This is a genomic window from Flavobacterium sp. UM26 (assembly GCF_057922445.1).
The window spans coordinates 272,538-297,977 of record NZ_JBVHCY010000003.1 but is presented as its reverse complement, the minus strand read 5'-3'; the positions used below and the strand labels follow the sequence as shown (position 1 = coordinate 297,977).

The 25,440-nt window shown below is 34.9% G+C and carries 32 protein-coding genes; 20 read left to right on the top strand and 12 right to left on the bottom strand.

Annotated features, from left to right (window positions below):
- Nucleotides 1-28 precede the first annotated feature (28 nt).
- Both ACZ1AQ_RS05700 and ACZ1AQ_RS05695 read right to left on the bottom strand, forming a co-directional pair.
- The gene (locus tag ACZ1AQ_RS05700; protein ID WP_489632063.1) at nucleotides 29-580 is read right to left on the bottom strand and encodes a DUF8465 domain-containing protein; all 552 of its coding nucleotides are present in this window, start codon (nucleotides 578-580) and stop codon (nucleotides 29-31) included.
- On the bottom strand, nucleotides 570-755 hold the full coding sequence (locus ACZ1AQ_RS05695) for a hypothetical protein (protein WP_489631979.1): 186 nt from the start codon (nucleotides 753-755) through the stop codon (nucleotides 570-572). The genes ACZ1AQ_RS05700 and ACZ1AQ_RS05695 overlap by 11 nt, the downstream gene beginning before the upstream one ends.
- A 103-nt stretch (nucleotides 756-858) precedes the next feature.
- Between ACZ1AQ_RS05695 and ACZ1AQ_RS05690 the strand changes: the two genes are divergently transcribed.
- Nucleotides 859-1,140: a DUF2752 domain-containing protein gene (locus ACZ1AQ_RS05690; protein WP_489631978.1), complete on the top strand. Its 282-nt coding sequence runs from the start codon at nucleotides 859-861 to the stop codon at nucleotides 1,138-1,140.
- 7 nt (nucleotides 1,141-1,147) lie between these two features.
- On the opposite strand, the gene ACZ1AQ_RS05685 is transcribed toward ACZ1AQ_RS05690, so the two are convergent.
- Entirely contained in the window at nucleotides 1,148-1,849 is a 702-nt protein-coding gene (locus ACZ1AQ_RS05685; RefSeq protein ID WP_489631977.1) for a DUF1003 domain-containing protein, read from the bottom strand.
- Between the two features lie 205 nt (nucleotides 1,850-2,054).
- Between ACZ1AQ_RS05685 and epsC the strand changes: the two genes are divergently transcribed.
- From epsC to ACZ1AQ_RS05665, 4 genes are all read left to right on the top strand, one after another.
- Nucleotides 2,055-2,846: a serine O-acetyltransferase EpsC gene (gene epsC / locus ACZ1AQ_RS05680; protein WP_489631976.1), complete on the top strand. Its 792-nt coding sequence runs from the start codon at nucleotides 2,055-2,057 to the stop codon at nucleotides 2,844-2,846.
- A complete protein-coding gene (cysM, locus tag ACZ1AQ_RS05675) occupies nucleotides 2,846-3,733 on the top strand; it encodes a cysteine synthase CysM (protein WP_489631975.1) in 888 nt (295 codons plus the stop codon). Before epsC ends, cysM begins: the two co-directional genes overlap by 1 nt.
- 234 nt (nucleotides 3,734-3,967) lie before the next feature.
- Nucleotides 3,968-5,089: an acyloxyacyl hydrolase gene (locus ACZ1AQ_RS05670; protein WP_489631974.1), complete on the top strand. Its 1,122-nt coding sequence runs from the start codon at nucleotides 3,968-3,970 to the stop codon at nucleotides 5,087-5,089.
- Nucleotides 5,090-5,207: 118 nt separating this feature from the next.
- Nucleotides 5,208-5,600, top strand: a complete 393-nt coding sequence (locus tag ACZ1AQ_RS05665) for a hypothetical protein (RefSeq protein WP_489631973.1) — start codon at nucleotides 5,208-5,210, stop codon at nucleotides 5,598-5,600.
- Between the two features lie 72 nt (nucleotides 5,601-5,672).
- Here ACZ1AQ_RS05665 and ACZ1AQ_RS05660 read toward each other — a convergent pair whose 3' ends face one another.
- The 7 genes from ACZ1AQ_RS05660 to ACZ1AQ_RS05630 all read right to left on the bottom strand — a co-directional run bounded on the left by ACZ1AQ_RS05660 (nucleotide 5,673) and on the right by ACZ1AQ_RS05630 (nucleotide 11,272).
- Entirely contained in the window at nucleotides 5,673-6,083 is a 411-nt protein-coding gene (locus tag ACZ1AQ_RS05660) for an OsmC family peroxiredoxin (RefSeq protein WP_489631972.1), read from the bottom strand.
- Nucleotides 6,084-6,208: 125 nt separating this feature from the next.
- Entirely contained in the window at nucleotides 6,209-7,153 is a 945-nt protein-coding gene (locus tag ACZ1AQ_RS05655; RefSeq protein ID WP_489631971.1) for an Ig-like domain-containing protein, read from the bottom strand.
- A gap of 94 nt (nucleotides 7,154-7,247) precedes the next feature.
- Nucleotides 7,248-7,676, bottom strand: coding sequence for a VOC family protein (locus ACZ1AQ_RS05650; RefSeq protein WP_489631970.1), 429 nt, complete (start codon nucleotides 7,674-7,676; stop codon nucleotides 7,248-7,250).
- 30 nt (nucleotides 7,677-7,706) lie between these two features.
- Complete coding sequence (locus ACZ1AQ_RS05645; protein WP_489631969.1) at nucleotides 7,707-8,156, bottom strand: SRPBCC family protein; 450 nt, start codon at nucleotides 8,154-8,156, stop codon at nucleotides 7,707-7,709.
- Between the two features lie 206 nt (nucleotides 8,157-8,362).
- Nucleotides 8,363-8,815: a nuclear transport factor 2 family protein gene (locus tag ACZ1AQ_RS05640; RefSeq protein ID WP_489631968.1), complete on the bottom strand. Its 453-nt coding sequence runs from the start codon at nucleotides 8,813-8,815 to the stop codon at nucleotides 8,363-8,365.
- A 299-nt stretch (nucleotides 8,816-9,114) separates the two neighbouring features.
- Nucleotides 9,115-9,696: a hypothetical protein gene (locus ACZ1AQ_RS05635; protein WP_489631967.1), complete on the bottom strand. Its 582-nt coding sequence runs from the start codon at nucleotides 9,694-9,696 to the stop codon at nucleotides 9,115-9,117.
- A gap of 247 nt (nucleotides 9,697-9,943) precedes the next feature.
- Nucleotides 9,944-11,272: a HEPN/Toprim-associated domain-containing protein gene (locus tag ACZ1AQ_RS05630; RefSeq protein ID WP_489631966.1), complete on the bottom strand. Its 1,329-nt coding sequence runs from the start codon at nucleotides 11,270-11,272 to the stop codon at nucleotides 9,944-9,946.
- Nucleotides 11,273-11,714: 442 nt separating this feature from the next.
- Between ACZ1AQ_RS05630 and rlmD the strand changes: the two genes are divergently transcribed.
- From rlmD to ACZ1AQ_RS05615, 3 genes are all read left to right on the top strand, one after another.
- Complete coding sequence (rlmD, locus tag ACZ1AQ_RS05625; protein ID WP_489631965.1) at nucleotides 11,715-13,127, top strand: 23S rRNA (uracil(1939)-C(5))-methyltransferase RlmD; 1,413 nt, start codon at nucleotides 11,715-11,717, stop codon at nucleotides 13,125-13,127.
- A 431-nt stretch (nucleotides 13,128-13,558) separates the two neighbouring features.
- The gene (locus ACZ1AQ_RS05620; protein ID WP_489631964.1) at nucleotides 13,559-14,098 is read left to right on the top strand and encodes a DUF6452 family protein; all 540 of its coding nucleotides are present in this window, start codon (nucleotides 13,559-13,561) and stop codon (nucleotides 14,096-14,098) included.
- Complete coding sequence (locus tag ACZ1AQ_RS05615; protein WP_489631963.1) at nucleotides 14,070-14,903, top strand: DUF6048 family protein; 834 nt, start codon at nucleotides 14,070-14,072, stop codon at nucleotides 14,901-14,903. The genes ACZ1AQ_RS05620 and ACZ1AQ_RS05615 overlap by 29 nt, the downstream gene beginning before the upstream one ends.
- A 303-nt stretch (nucleotides 14,904-15,206) precedes the next feature.
- Here the strand turns inward: ACZ1AQ_RS05615 and ACZ1AQ_RS05610 are convergent, their stop codons facing one another.
- Nucleotides 15,207-15,443 (bottom strand): hypothetical protein, encoded by a 237-nt coding sequence (locus ACZ1AQ_RS05610; protein ID WP_489631962.1) that lies wholly within the window; start codon nucleotides 15,441-15,443, stop codon nucleotides 15,207-15,209.
- A 106-nt stretch (nucleotides 15,444-15,549) separates the two neighbouring features.
- Nucleotides 15,550-16,728: a THUMP domain-containing class I SAM-dependent RNA methyltransferase gene (locus ACZ1AQ_RS05605; protein ID WP_489631961.1), complete on the bottom strand. Its 1,179-nt coding sequence runs from the start codon at nucleotides 16,726-16,728 to the stop codon at nucleotides 15,550-15,552.
- 111 nt (nucleotides 16,729-16,839) lie between these two features.
- On the opposite strand from ACZ1AQ_RS05605, the gene ACZ1AQ_RS05600 reads away from it, so the two are divergent.
- The 12 genes from ACZ1AQ_RS05600 (at nucleotide 16,840) to ACZ1AQ_RS05545 (ending at nucleotide 25,266) form a co-directional block, all read left to right on the top strand.
- A complete protein-coding gene (locus ACZ1AQ_RS05600) occupies nucleotides 16,840-17,604 on the top strand; it encodes a class I SAM-dependent DNA methyltransferase (protein ID WP_489631960.1) in 765 nt (254 codons plus the stop codon).
- Nucleotides 17,605-17,666: 62 nt separating this feature from the next.
- Entirely contained in the window at nucleotides 17,667-18,335 is a 669-nt protein-coding gene (locus ACZ1AQ_RS05595; RefSeq protein WP_489631959.1) for a ZIP family metal transporter, read from the top strand.
- A 225-nt stretch (nucleotides 18,336-18,560) separates the two neighbouring features.
- On the top strand, nucleotides 18,561-19,379 hold the full coding sequence (murQ, locus tag ACZ1AQ_RS05590) for an N-acetylmuramic acid 6-phosphate etherase (RefSeq protein WP_489631958.1): 819 nt from the start codon (nucleotides 18,561-18,563) through the stop codon (nucleotides 19,377-19,379).
- Nucleotides 19,380-19,399: 20 nt separating this feature from the next.
- On the top strand, nucleotides 19,400-19,621 hold the full coding sequence (locus tag ACZ1AQ_RS05585) for a DUF6095 family protein (protein WP_315142069.1): 222 nt from the start codon (nucleotides 19,400-19,402) through the stop codon (nucleotides 19,619-19,621).
- A gap of 87 nt (nucleotides 19,622-19,708) precedes the next feature.
- Nucleotides 19,709-19,939 (top strand): hypothetical protein, encoded by a 231-nt coding sequence (locus ACZ1AQ_RS05580; RefSeq protein WP_489631957.1) that lies wholly within the window; start codon nucleotides 19,709-19,711, stop codon nucleotides 19,937-19,939.
- Entirely contained in the window at nucleotides 19,924-20,238 is a 315-nt protein-coding gene (locus tag ACZ1AQ_RS05575; protein ID WP_489631956.1) for a type II toxin-antitoxin system RelE/ParE family toxin, read from the top strand. The genes ACZ1AQ_RS05580 and ACZ1AQ_RS05575 overlap by 16 nt, the downstream gene beginning before the upstream one ends.
- Complete coding sequence (locus ACZ1AQ_RS05570; RefSeq protein WP_489631955.1) at nucleotides 20,226-20,798, top strand: pentapeptide repeat-containing protein; 573 nt, start codon at nucleotides 20,226-20,228, stop codon at nucleotides 20,796-20,798. Before ACZ1AQ_RS05575 ends, ACZ1AQ_RS05570 begins: the two co-directional genes overlap by 13 nt.
- A gap of 2 nt (nucleotides 20,799-20,800) precedes the next feature.
- Nucleotides 20,801-21,382 carry a DUF1572 domain-containing protein gene (locus ACZ1AQ_RS05565; protein WP_489631954.1) on the top strand — a complete coding sequence of 194 codons (582 nt, stop codon included), beginning with the start codon at nucleotides 20,801-20,803 and terminating at the stop codon, nucleotides 21,380-21,382.
- Nucleotides 21,383-21,415: 33 nt separating this feature from the next.
- Nucleotides 21,416-21,784 carry a DNA topoisomerase IV gene (locus ACZ1AQ_RS05560; protein ID WP_489631953.1) on the top strand — a complete coding sequence of 123 codons (369 nt, stop codon included), beginning with the start codon at nucleotides 21,416-21,418 and terminating at the stop codon, nucleotides 21,782-21,784.
- A 44-nt stretch (nucleotides 21,785-21,828) separates the two neighbouring features.
- Nucleotides 21,829-22,596 (top strand): TerC family protein, encoded by a 768-nt coding sequence (locus ACZ1AQ_RS05555; RefSeq protein ID WP_489631952.1) that lies wholly within the window; start codon nucleotides 21,829-21,831, stop codon nucleotides 22,594-22,596.
- A gap of 88 nt (nucleotides 22,597-22,684) precedes the next feature.
- Nucleotides 22,685-24,604 carry a DUF294 nucleotidyltransferase-like domain-containing protein gene (locus ACZ1AQ_RS05550; RefSeq protein WP_489631951.1) on the top strand — a complete coding sequence of 640 codons (1,920 nt, stop codon included), beginning with the start codon at nucleotides 22,685-22,687 and terminating at the stop codon, nucleotides 24,602-24,604.
- Complete coding sequence (locus tag ACZ1AQ_RS05545) at nucleotides 24,604-25,266, top strand: 3'-5' exonuclease (protein ID WP_489631950.1); 663 nt, start codon at nucleotides 24,604-24,606, stop codon at nucleotides 25,264-25,266. The genes ACZ1AQ_RS05550 and ACZ1AQ_RS05545 overlap by 1 nt, the downstream gene beginning before the upstream one ends.
- The last annotated feature ends 174 nt before the right edge of the window (nucleotides 25,267-25,440 follow it).

Sequence of the window (25,440 nt, the reverse complement as noted above, 5' to 3'; positions counted from 1 at the left end):
AGTGAATTGACCTTTTTTTTATGTAGTACTATTTACTATTTTGTTTAAAATACACTTCGGTAGCGCCCAAACCATATTTTTGATAATTGGCATCTTGAAAGGAAATATTATCGTATCGTCCTAAAAGAAAATCCAATTCGGCTTTGAGGACTCCTTCTCCAACACCATGAATAAATACAATTTTTGGAATTCTATTCTTAATAGCAAATTCTATATGTCGCTTGGCGGTTTCGGCTTGTAATGTTAAAATATCATAATTAGACATACCCCGTTTATTAGGGACTAATTTTTCGATATGCAAATCAAATTCTGGAACACCGCCTTCTCTTTTCTCTTTGCGTTCTTTTACAAAACTTCTGGGTTTGGGTAATGTTTTTTCCTTGATAATTTCATCTACATTAATTCTTCTAATGGAATCCATTAAATTGTTAGTTTCATTTAATCGAACCAATTCTTTTTCATCAAAATTCATAACGAAACCATCTTCGGTTTCAATAGTGATTTGAGTGCCCTTTACAGCCACAACAATACCATTAATATCATCGTCTAAAACTGCTACTTTATCTCCTTTACTCCACATCATTATCATCTTTATCTTGATTCTTACTAGGTGTTTTTGCACTTAATCGCATCAAACCAAACATAAAAACAACGACAGCCACAATCATTAAATAGGGATTCTTGTTGGGGTTACTCTGCTCATAAAATGCTACTCCAATGGCTACCGCCATTATCAAAACCATCAATTTCTTCATCTTAAAAAATTTCAAGTTTCAAAAATAAGAAATAAAAATGGTGAGATTGATTATTGAAAAAGGAATCAGCTTTTTTTTGTAAAATTGTATCAAATTAAAAGCAATGCATTTAGAAAAATACATGATTCCTTGTTTGAGCAAAACACTATTTGGCATAGAATGTTTGGGTTGTGGGTTTCAACGTGCCTTACTTTTGTTACTTAGGGGAGAATGGTCTGCGGCTTTTACTATGTATCCAGCTGTATACTCTATGCTTGCTATGTTTGTTGGAATTCTTTTATTTTATAGTACCAAAAAAACAGTCCTTACCAAAAATGTATTGACATTTCTAATCGCTATTAATCTTATTTTTGTGCTTGGCGGCTATGTTTATAAGCATTTTTAATACCGAATTACATTTTCATTCGACTCAAAATATCATTCATCATTTCGATTTGCACTTTTTGAATTTCAATTAACTCATGTTGTTGGTGCTGGATGAGATGATCTAATTTATCATGCAACATACGTACTTCTAATTCTGATTTTAGATTGATCATATAATCTTTTTTGGCCCGTTCTCTATCTTTTTCTTCTTGACGATTTTGACTCATCATAATCACTGGAGCTTGTAAAGCCGCCAAACAAGATAAAATTAAATTCAACAAAATAAACGGATAAGGATCAAACCCTTTGTTTAGGTAAACATAAACATTCATGCAAATCCACACTAAAATAAAGAACCCAAAACAAATAATAAAAGTCCAACTTCCACCAAAAGCCGCAACTTTGTCTGCCACAATTTGACCAAAAGTACGGTTTTCTATCTCGTCCTCAACCTGTGAAACCAAAGAAGTATCCTCCTTCATAGAACCAACAACATGTTGCTCCAAATGACTCAATTCTCCGATTTCAGTCATAAGATAATTAGAAATGTATTTTTCTCTATAAAAATTCAACTCAGATATTGCTATGAATTGATCACTAGTAAAATCAGGATAATCCTCTTTTATAAGTCCTAAAATGGGATTTTGTATAGCGTGACCCGAAATTCGTTCGTTTATTGGAAACTCAATATTGGAGAGATCACTTTTGAAAGTTGGATTGTTTTTCATAATAATGATTTAATGGTCAGAACTAGTATTGAGCTAATTTACATCATTAGTAGAAAGTAACTTCTTAAAAACAATATAAATATCTCTCCTACACAATCTATCAAAAAAATAGACTAAAGTTATATTTATTACTTTCAAAAATAGGGCTATCTCTAAAAAACACCTTACTTTTACGACTTCGAATTCATTTTATAATTTTATCATTGTGTCAAGACAGCAAATCATTCAAAATATTCGTTCGCACAAGAGTCATTTAACTATTAATTATAGCATAAAAACTAAAACAGAAGCTTTTACTGAAAAGCTATTCTATACCCTTTTTGACTCAAATGCTCCTCTAGATCAAAGCATTGATGAATTGGAAATTCAATTCAAAGAAATTGCAAAAATTGCCTGCAAAAAACCCGAAGATCTTTGCGAATGTGCTTGGGATAATTTCCTTGAAAAATTACCATTAGTCTTAGAAAAACTCAATCAAGATGCCGCTTATATTTTAAAAAATGACCCGGCTTCTAATAGCATTGAAGAAGTATATCTTGCTTATCCTGGCTTTTATGCCATTGCTATTTATAGACTAAGTCATGAACTGTATTTGCTTGATCTATTACTTTTCTCCAGATTAATGAGTGAATATGCACATCGAATTACGGGAACCGATATTCATGCAGGCGCTTCAATAGCTTCACCGTTTTTTATTGATCACGCTACTGGAATTGTAATCGGTGAAACGACAGTAATTGAAGAAAACGTCAAAATATACCAAGGAGTCACTTTGGGTGCGCTAAGTGTTAGTAAAGAAATGAAAAATGCCAAACGCCATCCAACAGTTGAAAAAAATGTATGCATTTATGCCAATGCCACTATACTTGGAGGCGAAACAGTAATAGGACAAAATAGTATTGTTGGTGGAAACTCATGGGTTACCAAATCCATTCCAGCCGATTCTACAGTATTAAACACAACAACAACTGAGGTTAAGATAAAAGAAAAACGATAATGAAACCACAAAAGTTAGTCGATCTTATTGGAAACACACCATTAGTAATAAGTCAACATTTAGTTCAAAATCCAAACGTAAAATTGTTGCTAAAACTTGAAGGTAACAATCCTGGAGGCAGTGTAAAAGACCGTGCAGCCTACAATATGATTAAATCGGCAATTGAACGAGGAGACATCAAGAAAGGCGATAAATTAATCGAAGCAACCAGTGGAAACACCGGTATCGCTTTGGCAATGATTGCGCAATTATTCAATATCGAAATAGAATTGGTTCTACCCGAAGATTCCACAATAGAACGCACCCAAACTATGAGAGCCTACGGAGCCACTGTAATTTTGACTCCAGCAAGTACCGGAATAATAGGCTCCAGAGATTATGCCGACAAAAAAGTAGCCGAAGGTGGTTATATTATGCTCAACCAATTTGCCAATGAGGACAATTGGAAGGCACATTACAACACCACAGGTCCAGAAATATGGGAAGATACAGAAGGGACTGTAACTCATTTTGTATCGGCTATGGGAACAACTGGAACCATTATTGGTACCTCAACCTATTTGAAAGAAAAAAATCCTGCTATTCAAATTGTTGGAGCGCAACCTAGTGATGGCTCACAAATTCCAGGCATTCGCAAATGGCCACAAGAATATTTACCTAAAATTTTTGATGCTTCAAAAGTAGATACCGTTATTGAAGTTACCGAAACGGAAGCTAGAGCTATGACCAAGCGTTTGGCCAAAGAAGAAGGTGTATTTGCTGGAATGAGCAGCGGTGGTTCGGTAGCAGCTGCTTTGAAAATAGCCGAAACTATAGAATCTGGTGTTATTGTTGCGATTATCTGTGATAGAGGTGATCGTTATTTATCTTCGGATTTATTTGAATAGCAATTTAAATTGATTGTTGTCCTTATTTTTAATCACCAAAAATTCAGCAATAGTAACTCTTTTCAATTTGATTTTGCTTCTAAATCAAATTATAGACTCCCAAAAATGATTTTAAAAAAAACAATAGTATTTCTAATTGTATTAGTTAGCTCAATTACAATAGCACAAGAAAATAACACAAGCTCTAAACAGAACTATAACTTTATTGGTATTGGTTATTCAATAGGGCAAACAATGCCGCCACTAAGTATTTTTCCCGAAACAAAAAATCAACAAGGAATTGACCTTACATTAGGGACCACGACTTATGAAAACAACAGTTGGGCTAAAGTTCTGAACTATCCCAAAACGGGAATTTTGGTCTCCTATGCTGATTTTGGGAATCAAGAAAAAGTTGGTTATGGCATTACTTTAATGCCTTTTTTCGATTTTGGCATTTTGAATAAAGTCACAGATAGAATCCGTTTTCAAGTAAGTTTAGGTGGTTCCTATAATAATCTTATCTACGATAAAGTAACCAATCCTGGTAACCATGCTATCTCAACACACTTTACTTGGGCTTTTCGATCCTTTTTGTATTATGATTTAATACATCGAAAAGATTTCAATATTAAAATTGGTGGTGGACTTACCCACTTTTCCAATGGTCACACTCGCTGGCCAAATCTTGGTTTGAATTCTTATTTAGCCACAGTTAAAACCGAATTCAATTTTACAAAAAATACCATTCCTTTATCAGAGGAGACTGCTAATACTAATCCATCTGAGACACAAACCTACTATACTACTCGATTGGGATTGGGATATAAAACACTATTCAGAAATTATAATTCTCTTAAAAATGTATACACAGCCTCTTTTGGGATGGGAAGAATAAAGAACAAATCGTTCAAATATGGACTAAACTTCTATTATAGATTCTATGAAGATTATTATGATTACATCAAAGAGGAAGGCAGCATAGTAACTACGAATTTTCAAAAATTGACAAACAATCCCTATCAAAATGCAACTGCTTTTGGAATATTTGGTAATTGTGAAATTCTAATAAATCATTTCAGTGTAGAAGCAGAACTCGGCATTAATCTTTACAAACCAGCCTACAAATTAGATTGGTATGTAAATAACGGAAGCTATACCGCAACAGGCTATATCGCTGACGAATTTGGTACCAAAGCAAAGGTAAAGCAATACATTTCGTCTCGTTTGGGTTTTCGTTACTATGCCATTACTGCAAAAAAAGCACCGAAACATAATGTTTTTATAGCTGCAACTATTAACTCGAACTTGGGACAAGCAGATTTCTCCGAACTTAGTTTTGGATATGTATATTGCCCAAAACGAAAAAACAAATAATTTTCTTAGGTATCAAATTAGTACAATAACAACCCATTTTGCTGCAACATTTCAGTGTACTGACGCAACCTTTTAGTGTTTATTTCCTCTTAGATATACTAATCTTAAATCAGTACTTATGAAGAAAATAACTTATATGCTAATGGCAATTTGTATTACATTGGTTTCTTGCAGTAATGAAGAGAGCACAGATCAAGACTATGATGCAAAAGCACTAGAAGCTATGTATAATGAAATTATCAGTATGTCATTGGCCAACACGATGACTTGTACTAATGCGCAAGAATGGTCATTTAAGGGAATTGGAGTTAAACCTTGCGGCGGTGTAGCCACTTATATTCCTTATGCAAAAAAAATAAACGTAACGGCATTCGATACCAAAATTAAGGCTTATAATACTGCTGTAGAAATCTTCAATAAAAAATCGGGAGCCAATTCGACTTGTGATATTACCCCTGTTCCCAAAAGCGTGGCTTGTGTAGAGGGAAAACCGACTTTGATTTACCAATAAAAAAGAAAAACATTCATAAAAAAAGAGCTAATTCATTCAATTAGCTCTTTTCTTGTATTAAAAAAATAGTACTTATACTAGAGTGGCTGTAGTAGTAATTTCGGTATTGAATAATTTAGAAATTGGACAATTCTTTTCAGCTTTGGTCACTAGTTCCTGAAAAACAGCATCGGTAATACCACTAATTTTTGCCTGTACTGTCAAATGCGAACCGATAATAGAACCTTCTACTAAGTTAATCACACATTTGGTATCTATACTTTCGATAACTGCCGGAGTTTCTCCAATAAAAGCAGTCAACTGCATGGTAAAGCAACCTGCATGAGCAGCCGCTACTAATTCTTCGGGATTGGTCCCTACTCCTTCCTCAAATCTTGAAGTAAACGAATATTGGGTATTTGACAAAGTAGTACTTTGTGTGCTTAACTTCCCTGCTCCTTCTTTTAAGGAACCTTTCCAAACTGCGGTGGCATGTCTTTTCATAGTTAATGGTTTTATAGTCCAACTCAAATTTAGAAGTAATTAGCTAGATAACTATTTCGTATGAATTTATTTAACTAAAGTTTAGTAAAGAAAGAATATCTGATTTTCTATTTTTCAACAATCGACTATTGTACAAAACTGTTTACATATTCTCTTATATTATTCTCATTGTCTTTCAAAGGATTTTTTGAATTAAAACCTTTTGAAGCAGTAAAAATATAGTATTTCCCTTTCACTAGTTTTGACAACGGAATTGCATAAGCCAAAGTAATAAACCCTTTCTTTTGATTAGGAGCCAAAGTACCCATTTCATAACCATAACCAAGTTGAAAATCCAAAACACTTACTGACAAAGTAGGAGCAAAAACATTTTTATTTTCTGAGCTACTACTACCAGCTGAAAACAAAAAACCCAAATGAATTCCAAATGTGTTGGAGAACTCAGTATTAATGATTTCACCTTTTTCATCTGTTGTTTTTTCTAATTGACCCAAACTAATACCAAAACCTGCACCAATGGAATTAAACAAAAGAATATCTCCTTGTTTAGAATTTACACCATCATTTTTAGTTAAATTAAATCTTGCAATTGGAATTGTAAAATTGGTATTTAACATAGAAACTTTATAGCTAAATGTAGAACTCAAAGGTTGCTCGTCATAAATTTGAGGATTAACTATTAAAGCTGAAGTAGATGGAGTTTTGGATGGAAACGAAAGAGTTCCAGCCTTGAGTTTATCCAAAATTGCCTCTGAAGTTTCAACATTTATATTTGACTTTGCAGATTCTTTTCCAGTTTCATCTACTGACCAAACTATAATTACGGGTAATTTACCATCATTTGAAATTGATAATACTGGTGTAAAATTCTGTTCAAAGTAACCTTTAAAATTGACAACAATAGAATAATTAGGTTTTCCATCACTATCAGTATCAACTTTTACTGTGGTAGAAGGATCAGCATTGCCACTAATTTGATTAATAGTCGCAATAACATTTTTTGGGGCTAAAGTTTGGCTAATAGAAAAACTAAAGACTGATAAAAATAATAATAGTAGAATTTTTTTCATAATTAATTGATTTTTAGACAACTAATATATAAAATAAAACTAATACTTATTTATAAAAAATTATTGAAAGAAATAGTTATTGATTTATCTACCCTTATTTTTCAGGATTAAAATCTATCATCCATTCGATTCCGAATTGGTCTCGAAACATACCAAATAGTGTTCCCCAAGGACTTTCATCCATTGGTACTTCAACCGTTCCTCCTGCTGAAAGTCCGTTGAAAATATGATACGCTTCTTCTTTGCTGGCAGCGCTAATCATAATTTTACTTCGGTTTTCGTTTTCATTTACTTGTCCCAACACCTCTGGAACATCACTTCCCATAAGGAAACTCGAGTCACCAATCGGTAATGCGATATGCATAATTTTATGCGCTTCATGATCTGCTACAGGATTATCTTCAGAAGCGATGTCTTTGAAACGTGACAACACGGTGAACTCACCACCAAAAACCGATTGATAAAACAAAAAGGCAGCTTCGGCATTGCCGTTGAAATGAATATAAGGATTTATTTTAGCCATAATTTCAAGTCTAAAAAGTGAGTATTTGAATTATGCATCGGGTATGTTAGGTTCTACCAATCGTTTTAGTTTCTCTAGCGATTCTTGCCAACCTAAGTAACACATTTCTGTTGGAATGGCCTCTGGAATCCCTTCTTGAGTAATCCAAAGTTGTGTGCCACACAAAACCGTTTCGAACTGAATCGTAGTAATCATTTGACCTGGCAAATTGGGATCATCAAAAACATCGGTATATTTCAATTTTTCGTTGGGCAGTATTTCTAGATATTCGCCTCCAAACGAATGACTACTGCCTGTTGTAAAATTGGTAAACGACATTCGATAGGTTCCTCCAACTTTGGCTTCCAAATGATCTACCCTGCAAACAAAGCCATAAGGAGGTAACCAAGAAGCCATTGCATCTGCCTCGACAAATGCTCGAAATACTTTTGCGACTGGAGCCGCCAAAACGCGATGTAGCTGAACAGTGTTTGTTTTCATTTTTATTTTGCTTTTACAATCAAATATATGAGATTATCAACAGAATAAGTTAATTCGATTTCAACTTATTGGGATTGCACGCGAGACAATTATAAAAATATCGCTAAGAGGTCATTAATACTTTACAACAAGTATAATTAATTAACAACAACTTTACTCTATAACATTCTTGTTTGATACAATAATCTTTAGTTTATAACTTCAAACTAATGCTTTTTCGTATCATTAAATTGCCAAAGCACATTGATAATTTTCCAAGTGCCATTAATCTTGACAATATGCATATAATCAATCCACTCGTCAGCGATTAATTTTACCGAAGCAGTACGTTCAGAAACATCTAGAAGCAAGACTTCCTTTTTGGGAGATGCTGGAAACATATCGCCCTTTTTATTATAGCTTTCGGCCAGCAAAATCATCGATTCGGTAGTGGTTTCCCGAACGTAATCTTTGTTGGTGGCTTTGTCTTTCCAAAAGGTACGCTTTACCATTCTAGGATGCAAAGCCCGCTCCATTTGCTTGGGATTAACTTTATGTTGTGATTCAATATAATCAAGCGCTGCTTGCTTAATTTCTAGGCTGTCTTGTTTGGTTTGTCCAACCATAATGTTGCTTGCTACCAACAACACACAACCCGATACTAAAAGTTTAGTTTTCATTAGTTTATAGTTTAAAAAAAGTAAATACCTATGATTTTTTTATATACTGAAAGTATTATTTTTTTTGCTTAAAAGTAAATTCTATTCTTGGAGTTGATAACTCCAAGCTAGCGCGAGCGTCACGCTCGTTACCATAATCTAAATCAATTCAAATTTAAAACTTAAAAAACAAACATCTTATCTTTCTCTAAACTTCTACTTTTTACATACAAAGAAAATATACTGTTTTTACTTTGCTTCCGTGCACGAGCGTGACGCTCGCGCTAGCTGGCAATTAACGTGCGAAAGCATACTATTTATTATATCTTGGGAGCACAATTTTGATTGTAAAACTCCACAATTTTCTCAAAATCATCTTTCTTAAATTCTCCTTTTTCTACTTTTTCCTGTATTTGAGGACAATCCGTAAAATAATTTTGCACCACTTTTTTGAATGCTTCTTTTGGAATATATCCATAGGCAACAAAATATTGTCCTAATTTATCCGTAGTCCTTTTGATATGATAGGTAGATGAACTTCTAAAGCCCATTCCTGCACCCATACCACCACCTCCGTAGCCTGTTGAAAATTCTGCATATAATTTTAAAAATCCATCATTCATCACAGTAAGTAACAATGGATTTTTTTGATAAGCTACATATACAAATTCATATTTAATTTCTTCGTTTTTGCTATTTACAATTGTAGCTCCAGTGGCTTCATTGAAATCATACTTAATTGCTTCCGCATCTTCGTTTTCTTTAAATTTAAATGAAGACGATGATGCTTTTACTAAACCTGACAAGACTTTTCCGTTACGCAATGTTATGGTGCCTTTCTCTTTTTGGCTGAAAGTTTGTAATGAAAATAGTAGTACTGCAATGAGAAAAAGATTTTTCATAGTTTAAATAGTTTTGTGTTTAAAGTTTTGTGTTTTCTATTTTTTATTTTTCTGTAAATGTTTTAAAATATATTCTAAGTTATATTATTTCTGCTTTTTATGGTTTATAAAAAATTAATAAAAGGCTCAAATTAATTTCTACAACCTTAATTAATATCTTTAGTAAAATCAGCTATCCTGTTGAGGCCTGCAAATTTACTTTGCTTGCGGTCACGAGCGTGACGCTCGCGCTAGCGGGGGAAGTTGATTAGTCCTCTTCATTGTCTGTATTGAATGCATTAAAAATTATCTGTAGTAATTCTTTCAATTCCGTCCAGTCGTAATTGATTGTATTGGCTCTGTCTTTCAAGCAATCATCAATTTTAGCCTGAAATTGTTTTTGAACTCCTGATTTATCAATTATTTCCCCTTGATATTTTCCTAGGGTTTGGTCATAACCTTTCCATTGTATAGGAATTAGTTGTCCCTCCTTAATTAAGATATCTTTTCCTAAATACAATTCTATACTACATGCCAAACCATTAATATTCATTTGTGAAATTCCTGAAGGACCTATGGTTGGATAATTTTCAGCAATTTTAATATTAGGGTATTGAAGAATCTTGATGTTTTTTGGAATGATTGTCTTCTGAAATCCTCGAAGTGCAGATTCTGCGGCTGTGTCATTGTCGAATAATGCAATAACTCTATTTTTAATTCCGGCACCGACAAACGATTTTACACTTGCAACTAAGGAACTTGCACTTCCTGAAGCATTTGATATACCAAAGTCCATAAATGAATAATAGCCTGTTAGGTGTGGATATAAAACATTCATTGCTCCCTGTAGAATTTGTATATCGGTTGAGCCTTCTGTTAGTATTAAAAATTTCTCGCCAAGTTCGTAGTCATAAGTAATATTCTGAATAGTGTCTTCATAAATATTTTCTATTTCTTCTTCATAGTTCTCTTCATCAATAAGTTCAGTAATATCGTAAGTTACCTTTTTGTCGTCAGGGGTAAACTCTAGCAATGAACGCAATAAAACTCGTTGGTCGTAATGATATGGAAATTTATCAAGTCCGTGTCCATATTCAAGCAGGTAAAAAATTATTGAGTTTGTTTCTTTGGGCAAGTCTTCCACTTTAACAGCGTATCTATAACTTTTGTCAATAATCTCTTTACTAGCTACTAAAAAGTCATTGAAAGAAGATTTTTCCAGCAAGTCTTTTTCCGATTTTAACTTAGCTTCAACTTCAGGGTTGCTCGTGAAGTCTTTGTCATTTAGGTATCCTGACAATTCTTCGATAGATTCCTCTTTACTAGACTCAAATTCAGACATCGCCTTCTTCAAGGTAAAGCCCATGATTTCTAAACGGTCTCTAATATTTTTTGCAGTATTTGAATACTCAACTGCATGTTCAGTTTCGTCTTCGATGTCATCACGTCCATAAAGTAATTGATTTCTTTCACCAATAAGTCTGTCAAAATGATTCAAGTCTTCTGGCTGAAAAAGTGAAAGGATTGAAGGGTCAATTTCATTCTTAGTCGTTGAAATTGGATAATCTGATATGTAGAGTTCACAATATTGTCCCATGGATTTTTCCTAATGTTTGTTGTTGTGCAATTTCACATAACGTTTAAATAAGTCTGACAAAACCAGACCAATCTACCCATTTTAGATGAATAAGTCAAGAAACTATCAAACCTTTTCATTTCCAAATATATTCTTTTTCCTCTTAAAAACATAAAAAAATTCTGAAAGTTCCTTTCGTGTTTTGTCTGTTGTATCTGCCTTCTGAGTACTGAAAACTGTCGTCTTAAAAGCGTGAGGGATGGGAGCGGCATCCTCTTGGGGCGGGGTTCGCCCCAAGAGATATAGCGGACAGCCCGACCCCCGATTACGACCAAGGTGTGGGTTCAAGGAAAACGGGTTTCGGGGGGCACGCCCAAGCGGTACTTCTAAACAAATACTGTGGTTTTCAAAAAAAATTGTGAAATTGAATTTGTAAAACGTTTCAAAGCCTTATTTTTGCCGTATGGCAAAGAAAAATACAGACAAAGTTGTCTTTCATCAGATAAAAGTCCTTGATGCTGGAGCAAAAGGCGTGTCGGTGGCTAAAGCGCCCGACGGTAAAGTAGTGTTCATCTCGAATGTCGTGCCTGGCGACGTGGTAGATGTTCAAACGTTCAAGAAAAGAAAAGCCTATTACGAAGGCAAAGCCGTGAAGTTTCACGAATTATCAGAACACCGCGTTGACCCAATTTGTGAGCATTTTGGGGTGTGTGGCGGTTGCAAATGGCAAAATATGAAGTACAGCCAGCAATTGTTTTTTAAACACAACGAGGTTAAAAACCACCTGCAACGTATTGGTAAAATTGAATTACCGGATTTCGAACCTATTTTGGGTTCTGAAAAACAGTTTTTCTACCGCAACAAAATGGAGTTTTCGTTCTCGAACAGCCGTTGGCTAACCGAAGCCGAAATAGGAAGCAGCGAGGAATTAGACAATAAAAATGCCTTGGGTTTTCATATTCCGAAAATGTGGGACAAAATCCTAGATATCAATAAATGTCATTTGCAAGAAGACCCTTCGAACGCCATTCGCAACGAAGTGCGTGAATTTGCCAATGCAAACGGTTTGACGTTCTTTAACCCAAGAGCGCACGAAGGTTTGTTGCGTACGCTTATGTTGCGCACGGCTTCGACTGGCGAAATTATGGTGTTGATTCAGTTTTTTGAAGACGATCAAGCTAATAGAGAGTTGCTGTTGGATCATTTGTATGCCAAATTTCCGCAGATTACGTCTTTACAGTACGTGATTAACAACAAAGCAAACGATACGTTATACGATACGAACATTCAGTTGTACAAAGGACGCGATTACATTTTGGAAGAAATGGAAGGCTTGAAATTTAGCATCAACGCCAAGTCGTTTTACCAAACCAACTCGGATCAAGCCTACGAGCTATACAAAATCACAAGAGATTTTGCAGGATTGACTGGTAACGAAACAGTTTATGATTTGTACACAGGAACGGGAACTATCGCTCAGTTTGTATCGAAAAAAGCAAAAAAAGTAATTGGGGTTGAAAGTGTGCCCGAAGCGATTAAAGACGCCAAAGCGAATGCCGAAAGAAATAACATCACCAATTGTGAGTTCTTTGTAGGAGATATGAAAGTGGTGTTCAACGAAGCGTTTATCGCTCAACACGGCAAACCAGACGTAATCATCACCGATCCACCAAGAGACGGAATGCACGCGGCAGTTATTGATCAAATCTTGAAAATTGAGCCTCAAAAAGTGGTGTATGTGAGTTGTAATTCGGCTACACAAGCTCGTGATTTGGCTTTGATGGATGAGAAGTACAAAGTGACGCGCGTTCGACCTGTGGATATGTTTCCGCAAACGCATCACGTGGAGAATGTGGTGTTGTTGGAACGTCGTTAATTTTTGTAAACATATAAGTCATTGAAGTATCTTTTTAATGGTTTGTGAGGTTTGTAACCATATAAGGTATTGAAGGGCATTTAAGAGTTTTTCTTTGTGTGCTTTGCGTAAATCTTTGCGGTCTTAGCGGTTGGATTTTTAAACCATAGAAGGTATTGAAGGGCATATAAGATTGACGCTGGTTTTAAATCATAATAAATATCCGTTGGTTATGAAATTCAAATAAAATAAAAAATTTAACCACATAGAATCATAGATTAATGCTTATGAACAAAGAATAAATAGAAATAGCCCTATTTCACACATAGGATACTATGTGAATAGTAAAACGTCTATTACTTCTTTTAAAGATTACAAATTCTATGTCTCTATGTGGTAAAAAAAATAATCTAATTTTTAAAAAACTTAGCCATACAAATAAATAGTTTTAAATGAAAAAAATAACGCTTTTACTGTTGGTGTTTTGTTTCTCTTTTTCGAGTTGTGAGAAAGATGATATATGCGATGCCAATACGCCTACTACACCTAGAATGGTGATTAAATTCTTCGATATCAACAATCCAACGGTTGAAAAAAGCGTGACGAATTTGAAAGTAATAGGAGAAGGAATGACCGATGGAGTAATTTTTAATGCTACAGCTTCGGGAGAATCTAAATTCTTGGCGAATACTTCAAAAATTTCGATTCCGCTAAAAACCAATGCCACGACGACTACTTTTAGTTTCATACTAAACTCTGGGAGTACCAACGCTGCTTTGGTTAATACCGATGTGATTAAATTCAACTATACGACCAGCGAAGTCTATGTTTCTAGAGCTTGTGGTTTCAAGACTTTGTTCGAAATGAATGCTAATCCCCCATTTGAACACACAGATGGACCAGCTTCTGATACCAAGTGGATGAAAGTAGTTCAATTGCAAAAAACTAACATAAACAACGAAAATGAAACACACCTTTCTATCTTTTTTTAGTGGCTGCTTGCTCTTTTCTTTGTTTACCGTTCAAGCACAAGAAACGACTACAACAACTACACCTCCGAAAGCAACCAATATTCTTCCGGCAAAACCAAAGCAAGAATTAGAAAAATTGCCTACCACAAAAAAGGACACTGTTGTGCCTCCAAAATTCAATCGTTATGGTCTAAGAGTAGGTGCTGATTTGTACAAACTGACCAGAGGTTTGTACGACAGTAATTATAAAGGGATTGAGTTGGTAGGAGATTACCGCATAACGAAAAAATATTTTTTGGCAGCCGAATTGGGTTCTGAAAACAAAACAACCGAAGACGCCCGTTTGACATCGACTGCCAAAGGTTCTTACCTAAAAGCAGGATTCGATTACAACGCTTATGAAAACTGGTTGGATATGGAAAACATCATCTCGATTGGGATGCGTGCTGGTTTTTCAAGTTTTAGCCAAGAATTGAACAGCTACAAAATCTACAATCCAAATCCGTATTGGGGAGAAGTTCCACCAGTAGTTGCAGGAAAAAATTACAATGGTTTAACAGCTACTTGGGTAGAAGTGGTGGCGGGTGTAAAAGCCAAAGTATTCAACAACGTTTTTGTGGGTTTCAGTTTGCGATTGAACCGATTAATTACCAACGAAACGCCAAGTGGATTTGATAATTTGTACATTCCTGGTTTTAACAGAACGTATAATGGTGATTTTGGCGTAGGTTTTAACTACACTGTTTCGTACTTTGTTCCGCTATACAAGAAAAAAGTACTTCCTGCTGAAAAAGCAAAAAAAGAAGAGAAAAAGCCTAAGAAATAGAAGGCAGAAGGCATAAAAAAAACGTTTTTACGATTTGTAAAAACGCTTTTTTTTATGCTTGAAATGAGTAATCAGTTCTATAACTGAAAACTATTACCACCCATTGGGTGAAATTATTTTTTACCACATAGAATCATAGAATTTATAGTTTTTAAAAGAAACAAATAGACGTTTTACTATTCACATAGCTCATCTATTGTGAGAAATAGTACTATTTCTGTTTTTCTCTATATAGATTTACTATTAATCTATGGCTCTATGTGATTAAGTTTTTATTTTATTTGAATTTCAACCAACGGGTTATTACCCTATGATTCGGACTCCCTTGAGAAAAATCCAAGACATAAATAGTTTTTCGCCGTCTTTGGTTTTAGCTGCTTGAAATTTAGGTGCCAAAATTGTACCCAAAACAAATGCGGTTAACGGAATCCAAAAACCTGTCAAACCTGTATAAGTTGCTACTAAATAGCGAAAACCAACAAACAAAATGGCAAAACAGCCCAATTGGTATAAAAATGCTCGTACTTGTAATTTCGTCATATCAGACCCCTATCCCGTAGCGGCGGGAAATCCTATTAGGGGTAAATAGGTTTTTATGTTTAACTATTAAATTTAAAATATATCTTTTTCAACTTCACTTGCAGGATTACATTCCCCCTTCGGGGGTTAGGGGGCTCTGAAACTTGGTTCTTTTACTTCCTTCGTACATTTCGTATTTCACCAAACGTGCTTCTAAACTAGCATTAAACAATTTGATTTTTCGGGAAGGTTTTAAACCAACAAATTTCAAAGCATCTAAGTTCGCGGTAATAAACCAAGCATTGGTGCCAGGATAATTTTTCTTCAAAGTATCGCCAATGTTTTTATAAAATTCTTCCATATGAATATCCAAACGCTCATCATACGGTGGATTGAAAACCATATGCAATTTGCCTTCGGTGGTTTTCTCTGTATTAAAAAAGTTCTCTTCAGCAACCGTCACGTATTCGTCTAAATTGGCATTTCTGATGTTGTCTTTGGCTTTTTGAACAGCACTTGGCGCCTTGTCGTAGCCTTTTATAGTGTAATGAAACTCTTTTACTTTTTTCAGCAAACTGTCCATAATTTGGTCAAACAAATCATTATCCCAATCTTTCCATTTTTCAAAAGCAAATTCTTTTCGGTTAATGTTCGCAGGAATATTACAAGCAATCATTGCAGCTTCGGCCAAAAATGTTCCTGAACCACACATCGGATCCAAAAAGTGCCCTTGTCCTTCCCAACCTGACAGCAACAAAATACCCGCTGCCAAAACTTCGTTGATAGGAGCAATATTCGTAGCCGTTCTGTAACCACGTTGGTGCAAGGAATTTCCAGAAGTATCTAATGCCACCGAAACTTGGTCTTTGCCAATATGAATATTGATTCGTAAATCAGGAAAAGCTTTGTCAATGCTTGGACGTTGTCCTGTGCGTTCTCTAAACTGATCTACAATCGCGTCCTTACACTTTTGTGAGACAAACTCCGAATGGTTAAAATGATCCGAATGTACCGTTGCATCAATCACAAACGTTTGGTTAGCATTGAGGTATTTCGACCAATTTACACTCGAAATGCCTTTGTACAATGCTGCTTCATTATTGGCTCTAAACGAATAAATAGGTTTTAAAATCTTCAGAGCAGTACGTAAAGACAAATTGGCCTTATACATAAATCCTTTATCTCCCTTAAAACTTACCATTCTCACTCCCTGCTCGACATCTTGCGCGCCCAATTGGCGTAACTCTTTGGCCAATATTTCTTCAAAACCAAAAAAGGTTTTGGCTATCATTTTAAAATTCTCCATCGTATGCTATATTCCAAGTATTAAATTCCAAACTCCAAACGGTTTGAAATAGTATATTTTCTGCAAAAATACACTAAATTTGCCGGACTTAAATTAAATGAAAACGAATAAATGTCTGAAGACCACAAACCCTCTATAAAACATCAAGAGCCTTCCACCAAAAATTGGTTTACCTCTTGGTTTGACACACCTTACTATCATATTCTTTACAAAGAACGCAACTATCGTGAGGCGCAAATTTTTATGGATAATTTGACGCAATATCTCAACTTACCTGACAAAGCAAAAGTCTTAGATTTGGCCTGTGGCAAAGGGCGTCACGCCATTTATTTGAGTCAATTAGGATACAATGTTTTGGGCGCCGATTTATCAGAAAACAGCATTGCTGAAGCGAGCAAGAACAACAACACCCATTTATCCTTCAAAGTGCACGATATGCGTGAACCTTTTGAGGAAAAATTTGATGCTATTTTCAATCTATTCACCAGTTTTGGCTATTTTGAAGACGAAGCCGATAATCTGAAAACGTTAATAGCCATCAAAGACAGTCTATCCGAAACTGGATTTGCCGTGATCGATTTTATGAATGTCAATCAAGTCATTGAAACCCTAGTTCCCGAAGAAGTTAAAACGGTAGACCAAATCGATTTTCACATCAAACGATATGTAAAAGAAGAACATATTTACAAAGAAATAAGCTTTGAAGACCAAGGAGAACAGTACCATTTCACCGAAAAAGTAAGAGCTTTTAGTTTACAAGATTTTCAAGAGCTAATGGACGAAGCTGGTATTTATTTGTTGGATATTTTTGGTGATTACAAGCTTAAAAAGTTCCACAAAACCGAAAGTGAACGTTTAATTATGATTTTTAAGTAAATTACATTTTTTAACTATAATCGTTTAAACCTTACGATTATAAAACCAATTAAATAAAAAAGATGAATTACCTCTTGCCTTTAATTGCAGTAATCCTTGGCTATGTCTTGGCATTAGTAATCAAGCCTAAAAAAAAATCCAATTTAAAACTCTTATTGGCGTTTAGTGGTTCATTTTTGCTATCTATTACTGTAATCAACCTATTACCAGATGTATATGCCACCAAAAATAACACAATAGGCATCTATATCATGCTGGGAATTTTATTTCAAATCTTGTTAGAATTTTTCTCAAAAGGAGCAGAACATGGTCACGTACACGGTCATGACAAAATGCATCAAATGCCTTGGTTGTTATTCATCAGCCTTTGTATACACGCCTTTTTAGAGGGTTTCCCTGTCGGACATCATCATGACTTGGCTATCGGAATTGCTATTCACCACCTGCCTATCGCCATTATCTTGACTACCTTTTTTGTACAAGCACAACTCAACAAAAAAGCCATTTTTGCGTTCATGATTACTTTTGCTATGATGACCCCTTTCGGCACTTTAGCTTCAGATTATATTCCCAAACTACAAGACTATACAATAGAAATTACCGCTATAGTTATTGGAATTTTGTTTCATATCTCCTCTACCATCATTTTCGAAAGTAGCGAAGGACACAAATTCAACGTAGCCAAAGTATCGATGATTATTCTAGGAATCGCCCTAGCTTTTTTCATTTAAAAAATAATTTGGGTGTGCCCCCATAGCGCAAAGGGGCTTACTTATAGCATCGTTTATAAAGCCCTTTTGCCCTATGCGGTCGGGCTTTACGCGCTACTTCGGTAGTTAGCTTCAAATAAATTCACTGAACACCTATGTAAATAAATGTGTGTGAAGTAATCCATCACGCAAAAAAAATGGTATCCAATAAATTCCTATTTTTACAAGAAAAAGTTTTATTTCATTATGACCTTCACTAAAACCACTGAACAATCCTCAAAATACGAACATTTAGAAAAAATGTCGGTTCAGGAATTGCTACACAATATCAATCAAGAAGACCAAACGGTACCTTTAGCAGTTGCAAAAGCCTTACCTCAAATCGAAACTTTGGTAAACGAAATTGTAGCCAAAATGAAACTAGGAGGACGCCTTTTTTATATTGGAGCTGGAACTTCTGGAAGATTAGGTGTGGTCGACGCATCGGAATGTCCACCTACTTTTGGAGTTCCTTTTGATTTAGTTGTGGGCATTATTGCTGGTGGAGACAAAGCCATCCGCAGAGCTGTAGAAAATGCTGAAGATGACGCGGAACAAGCTTGGAAAGATTTACAAGAATTCAAGATCAATGAAAATGATGTAGTAGTAGGTATAGCTGCTTCAGGTACCACTCCATATGTCATTGGCGGATTAAAAGCCTGCAACGAGAAACAAATCAGCACAGGAAGTATTTCTTGCAATGCAGGAAGTCCGTTGTCACAAACCGCTAAATTCCCAATCGAAGTCATTGTAGGTCCAGAATTTGTTACAGGAAGTTCGAGAATGAAAGCAGGTACCGCTCAAAAATTAGTTCTCAATATGATTTCGACGGCTACTATGATTCAGCTTGGCAAAGTAAAAGGCAACAAAATGGTCGATATGCAATTGAGCAATGCCAAATTGGTAGACCGTGGCGTGAAGATGATTATGGGAGAAATTCCAGTGTCTTACGAAAAAGCATCCGAATTATTAGCCAAATATGGAAGCGTCCGAAAAGCGGTAGACAACTTCAACCCTGAAAATTAAACTCTAACATCTCACTTTAAATGGCAACCAACAAAGACTTTTTATCCAAAGGAATCAAATATTTATCGGGAGCTTTACCTCTACTCTTCCTTGGCCCGTCTATCATTTATAACGCCTTTATGAACCAACATACGAATTGGCATTATTTAGTGCTCGGCATAGGAATCATTGCTTGTTTGGCATCGATGTACTTAATCTTTACAGGCCTTAGATGGATTATGAAAGCTTTATTCAACGATTGAACAAGTTAATGCCTAATTTTAAAAAGGCCTCTTTCTCAAAATACTGAATAATAAAGATAAATTGTATATTTACAAAAATTGTATCATATGGATATTCGTGCTGACATAAACTGGATTCATCAAGAAATCGATAAGGTAAAAGACCCTAATTTTATTGAAAAAATAAAACGCCTTTTAGAAACAATCAACACTTCCAAAGAAGCTACTGTTGCAGAATACAATGCAGATATCGATGCCGCTTTAAAAAGCATTAATGATGGTGCATACTACACTCAAGAAGACGCAAAAAATCTTTCAAAAAAATGGGGAAGGAAATAATTTGGTCAAAAAATGCTTTAGAACAATTAGAGGATATCCATTTTTACATTTTCTTTGAAAGTAAATCAATTCACATTGCAGATAAAGTAATTGCAACCATTTTTGACAGCACTGAAATTTTAAAAACGCAACCCGAAATTTACAAACTTGACAGCAACAAAGTTAACAACGACGGAACCTTTAGAGTATATTACATTTATGATTACAGCATTTCTTATAGAATATCCGACTCAACCATTCAAATTCTTCGGATAAGACATACTGCTAGAAAATCTAAAAAATTACCATGGAAAATCTAATTAACGTTCAGAAAACCTTTGAAAAGGTCATCGCTGTTGATCAAAAAATAAACCATCGCGAGTTTGAAGATTGCGTGTTTAAAAACTGTGATTTCTCCAATAGTGATTTATGCAACAACACCTTTATGGATTGCGAGTTTATAGACTGCAACTTATCTATGGTGCAACTTGCAGCCAGTAGCTTAAAAACCGTTCGTTTCAAAAACTGTAAACTCTTGGGCATTCAATTTCAAGGATGTAATGATTTTTTATTCGATGTGGGTTTTCAAGATAGCGTATTGGATTACGCGTCTTTTGCCAATAAAAAAATGCCAAAAACTCAATTTTCAGGATGTTCGCTTAAAGAAGTAACTTTCATTGGGACACAACTGAACAATAGTGTGTTTGATAATTGCAATCTTGACCGTGCGATTTTTAACGATACCCAATTGGCAGGAACCGATTTTAGAACCGCCTACAATTACAGCATCGACCCCGAATTCAATCCGATGAAAAAAGCTAAATTTACTACACAAGGAATCGTAGGCCTTTTGGATAAATACGATATTAAAATAGAGTAGTTATGGAGCAAAATGCAATCTATCTTGAAAGTGTAAAAAAGCAATTTTTGTATTATAAATTGTTGGGAGAAAAAGCTATTAATCAATTAGCTGAAGAACAATTGTTTCTAGCTTTAAACGACGAAACCAATAGTATTGCCTTGATTGTAAAACATTTGTCGGGAAATATGCTTTCGCGTTGGACTGATTTTTTAACTACCGATGGTGAAAAGGACTTCAGAAATAGAGATGCCGAATTTGAAAATAATTGGAATACTAAAGACGAAGTAATGTCGCATTGGGATAAAGGCTGGAATTGTTTTTTAAACACCCTTGAGAGTCTTCAACCAGAGCAATTGAATACCATCATTTACATTCGAAATGAAGGTCATACTGTTATGGAAGCCATAAACAGACAATTAGCTCATTATCCTTATCACATTGGACAAATTGTCTTCTCAGCCAAACAATTGAAAAATGGAGACTGGGAAAGTTTATCCATCCCCAAAAACAAATCTCAAAGTTACAATTCAGCAAAATTTGCTCAAGAAAAGAAAAGACAACACTTCACCGATGAAGAAACAAATCGATTGAAAAACCAATAAAACTTTAAAACCCATCTGTAAGCACATCACTATATGAAAAAAATAATAAGCGTATTGGCTATTTTAAGCATGATTTCCTGCTATAATGTAGAACGAAAATGCTCCGATTTTAAAACTGGAAAATTCAAATTTGAATACGAAGTCAATGGTGTCAAAAAAACAACCGTTTTTGAACGCAAGGACAGCATCGAAATTGAGACTTTTGAAGGTAAAACCGATACAGCTACCATTCGTTGGGTCAACGATTGCGAGTATATTTTACAAAAAAAACATCCAAAAAATATGGCGGAAGAAAAAGCCATACAAATGAAAATCCTGACCACAACAGCCAATTCGTATACCTTTGAGTTTGGTATAGTAGGTTCGGATGCTAAACAAACAGGAACTGTTACTAAACTATAGTTCCTTATCCAAAAACATAAATCTTAACTTTTAACACATCCCAAATGGAAGTATTTCTGAATCCTGATGCTTGGATTGCCTTATTGACCTTAACTTTTCTGGAAATTGTTTTAGGGATTGACAACATAATTTTTATTTCGATTGCCACAGGAAAGTTACCTGAAGAAAAACGTAAAAAAGCCACCAAAATTGGAATGTTTTTGGCCATGTTTATGCGAATCGCTTTGCTGTTCGGTATCAATTTGTTGATTCAAATGAAAAAGCCATGGCTCACCATCGACTGGGGATGGTTACAGGCGGGGATTACTGGACAAAGCATTATTTTATTGTTGGGAGGATTGTTCCTTATTTACAAAAGCACCAACGAAATCCGTGAAAAAGTAGATGAAAAGGGACATGAAGAAAAAGAATTGCGCCAAGCAGCAACCAAATCTTTCCAAAGTGTCATTCTACAAATCATTATGATTGATTTGGTTTTTTCTTTCGACAGTATTCTTACTGCAGTTGGGATGACCAATGGAGTTCCTGGTGCAATTTACATTATGATTACTGCTGTAATTGTTTCAGTTTTCATTATGATGCAATTTGCTGTTCCGGTAGGTAATTTTGTAAACAAACATCCTTCTATTCAAATCTTAGGTTTATCCTTTTTGATTTTGATTGGCTTTATGTTATTGACAGAAAGCGCTCATTTATCCAATGCATTAATCTTCGGAAGTCACGTCACGCCAGTACCTAAAGGCTATTTGTACTTTGCCATTTCATTTTCTCTGTTCGTCGAAATATTAAATATGAAAACCAAAAAGAAATAACAACAAAATTAAGCTTCCAAAACTGGAAGCTTTTTTTATAAGGCTACCCCTCTTTTTAGTACATTTCAAAACAAGAAAAATTGCTATAATGAAAAATACCATTTCACAGAGAGTTGCGGATTTTTTAAAAAATTATCCGCCTTTCAGTTTTTTAAACTTAAGAGAAATCAACACCCTATCTGAAGAAGTTTCAATTATTTATAAAGAAAAAGACAGCATTGTTTTTGAAGAAAATGAAGCCGCACACGATTCATTTTATGTTATCCATAAAGGCGCTGTTGCCTTGAAAAAAGGAAGCAAAAACGAAATCATCAATATTTCAGACGAAGGTGACCTTATTGGTTTAAGACCACTCATTACACATGAAAATTACAAAATGGAAGCTCGTGCTCACGAAGAAAGCATCCTTTATGCCATTCCGAGTGACTTATTCAAACCTTATGCATTAAAGAATAAGGATGTAGCTAATTTTTTGATTGAAAGTTTTGCTTCAAATACCGAGAATCCCTATTCTGAAAGCCATCGCGGCAGGCTTTATGGCGAAGTAGTCAATGAAGAAATTTTGAGAGGTAGCCAAAAACTTTTGGATTTTCAACCTGTCAAATACTCCAAAAAAATCATTACTTGTGCGCCCTCAACACCTGCCAATAGCATTGCCGAGATGATGACCAAAAAAAATGTGGGCGCTATTTTAGTAGTTGAAAACGAACTCCCTATTGGCATTGTAACCGACAAAGATTTACGCAATAAAATCGTGACAGGTGCCTTTCCTATTACTGCTCAAGCGGCCTCAATAATGAATAGCCCAGTGATTACGTATCCCAAAAAAATGACAATCACGCAAGCGCAAATGGCTATGATAAAAAGCAACATTAGCTATTTGTGTTTGACTAAAGACGGAACTCCTAATACCAAAGCGGTTGGTATTCTTTCCAAACATGATGTAATGGTAGCCATAGGTAATAATCCAGCCGTACTCATCAAAGCCATCAAAAGATGTAAAAAAAGCAAAGAAATAAAACCTATCAGGCAAAACATCATGCGTTTGTTACAAGGATATATTGACCAAAATATCCCTATGACGCTTACTTCAAAAATCATTACTGAATTGAATGACGTTTGCATACAACAAGTCATCAAACTTTCGCTAAAAAAAATGAAAACTCCACCTCCAGTTGCTTTTTCATGGCTCGCGTTAGGAAGTCAAGGTAGAAGTGAGCAATTGTTGCATACAGATCAAGACAATGCTTTGGTCTATGAAGATGTCCCTGAAGAGAAAACCTCAGAAACTAAAAACTATTTCTTAGCATTGGCTACTCATGTCAATAAAGGATTGTTTGAAATTGGATACGATTATTGTCCCGCCGAAATGATGGCCTCGAATCCCAATTGGTGTTTGAGTATATCAGAATGGAAAAAGAAAGTATTGCTTTGGATAACCAATACAGGCAAAAATGAAGTCTTATTATCCTTTATCTTCTTTGATTATTCGTTGACTTATGGTGATAGTAAAATTGTAAATGAATTATCTGACTATATTTTTGAAACGATAAAAGCCAATCCAGTATTTTATCTGCATTTGGTTAGCGGTGCTTTACAAAGTCCCTCTCCTACTGGTTTCTTTAGACAATTCTTGGTAGAACAAGACGGAGCGAACAAAGACACCTTCAACATCAAAAACAGAGCTTTGATGCCACTTGCCGATGCCGCACGACTATTAATTTTATACCATTCTGTAAAATCAATCAGCAATACCGCAGAACGCTTTGAAAAATTAGCAGAACTAGAACCTAACAATCGGGAACTGTATTTATCTTGTGCTTATTCCTATAAAGCCTTACTGAAATTTAGAACCAAACAAGGCCTATTGCATAATGATTCTGGGCAATATATTGCTTTGGATTCCCTAACCAAACTCGAAAAAATAAAACTCAAAAATACGTTTAAAACTATTAAAGATTTGCAAGAACTCATTACCGTTCGATTTAATGCCTCAAACATATTGTGATGAAAGATTTTCTAAAAAAAATAGTGCCTTTTATTAAATCAAAGCTTTTCAGCACTGATACTTTATCCGAAAAAAAATGGTCAATTGAAGCAATTGAAGCCACACGAATTGTAGTTCTTGATACTGAAACTACAGGATTTGATTATTTAAAAGATTGTATTTTATGCATAGGTGCCGTTTCGTTACAAAACAATACAATCTCGCTGAAAGATAGCTTAGAAGTATTCATAGAACAAGATCATTACGATCAAAATAGTGCTAAAATTCACGGAATATTAAAACAATGGATTTTGGACCGTCCCACTGAATTAGAAGCCTTACAACAATTCTTGGAATATCTTGGTGATGCCATTATTGTAGCCCATCATGCCTATTTTGATATTGGAATGATCAACAAAGCGCTAGAAAGAAACGGCCTTCCCCGACTAAAAAATAAAAGTTTAGATACTGCTACGTTGTATAAAGAAACCTTACTAAAATCAAACTTGTTAGAAAAAAAAGACAACTATAGTCTGGATGAATTGGCAGACAAATTTGATATTTCAAAAAAAGACAGGCATACCGCAATGGGCGATGCTTATATTACCGCCATTGCTTTCCTTAAAATCATCCATAAATTAAAGTACAACAAAGATTTCAACTTGAATGATTATTTAAAATAATTGAATAGACTAAAGTTACATTCATTTACCTTTTCTACACCGCCCTATAAGTGTAACAGAAAGCATGTACAATTGCAATTTTACAATTACAATATAGAGTACTTATTACTCTAGCAACTCACTTTAGCCCATATTCCTTACTTCGAAAAAATAGTTCGATTTTTTTTCTTTTTA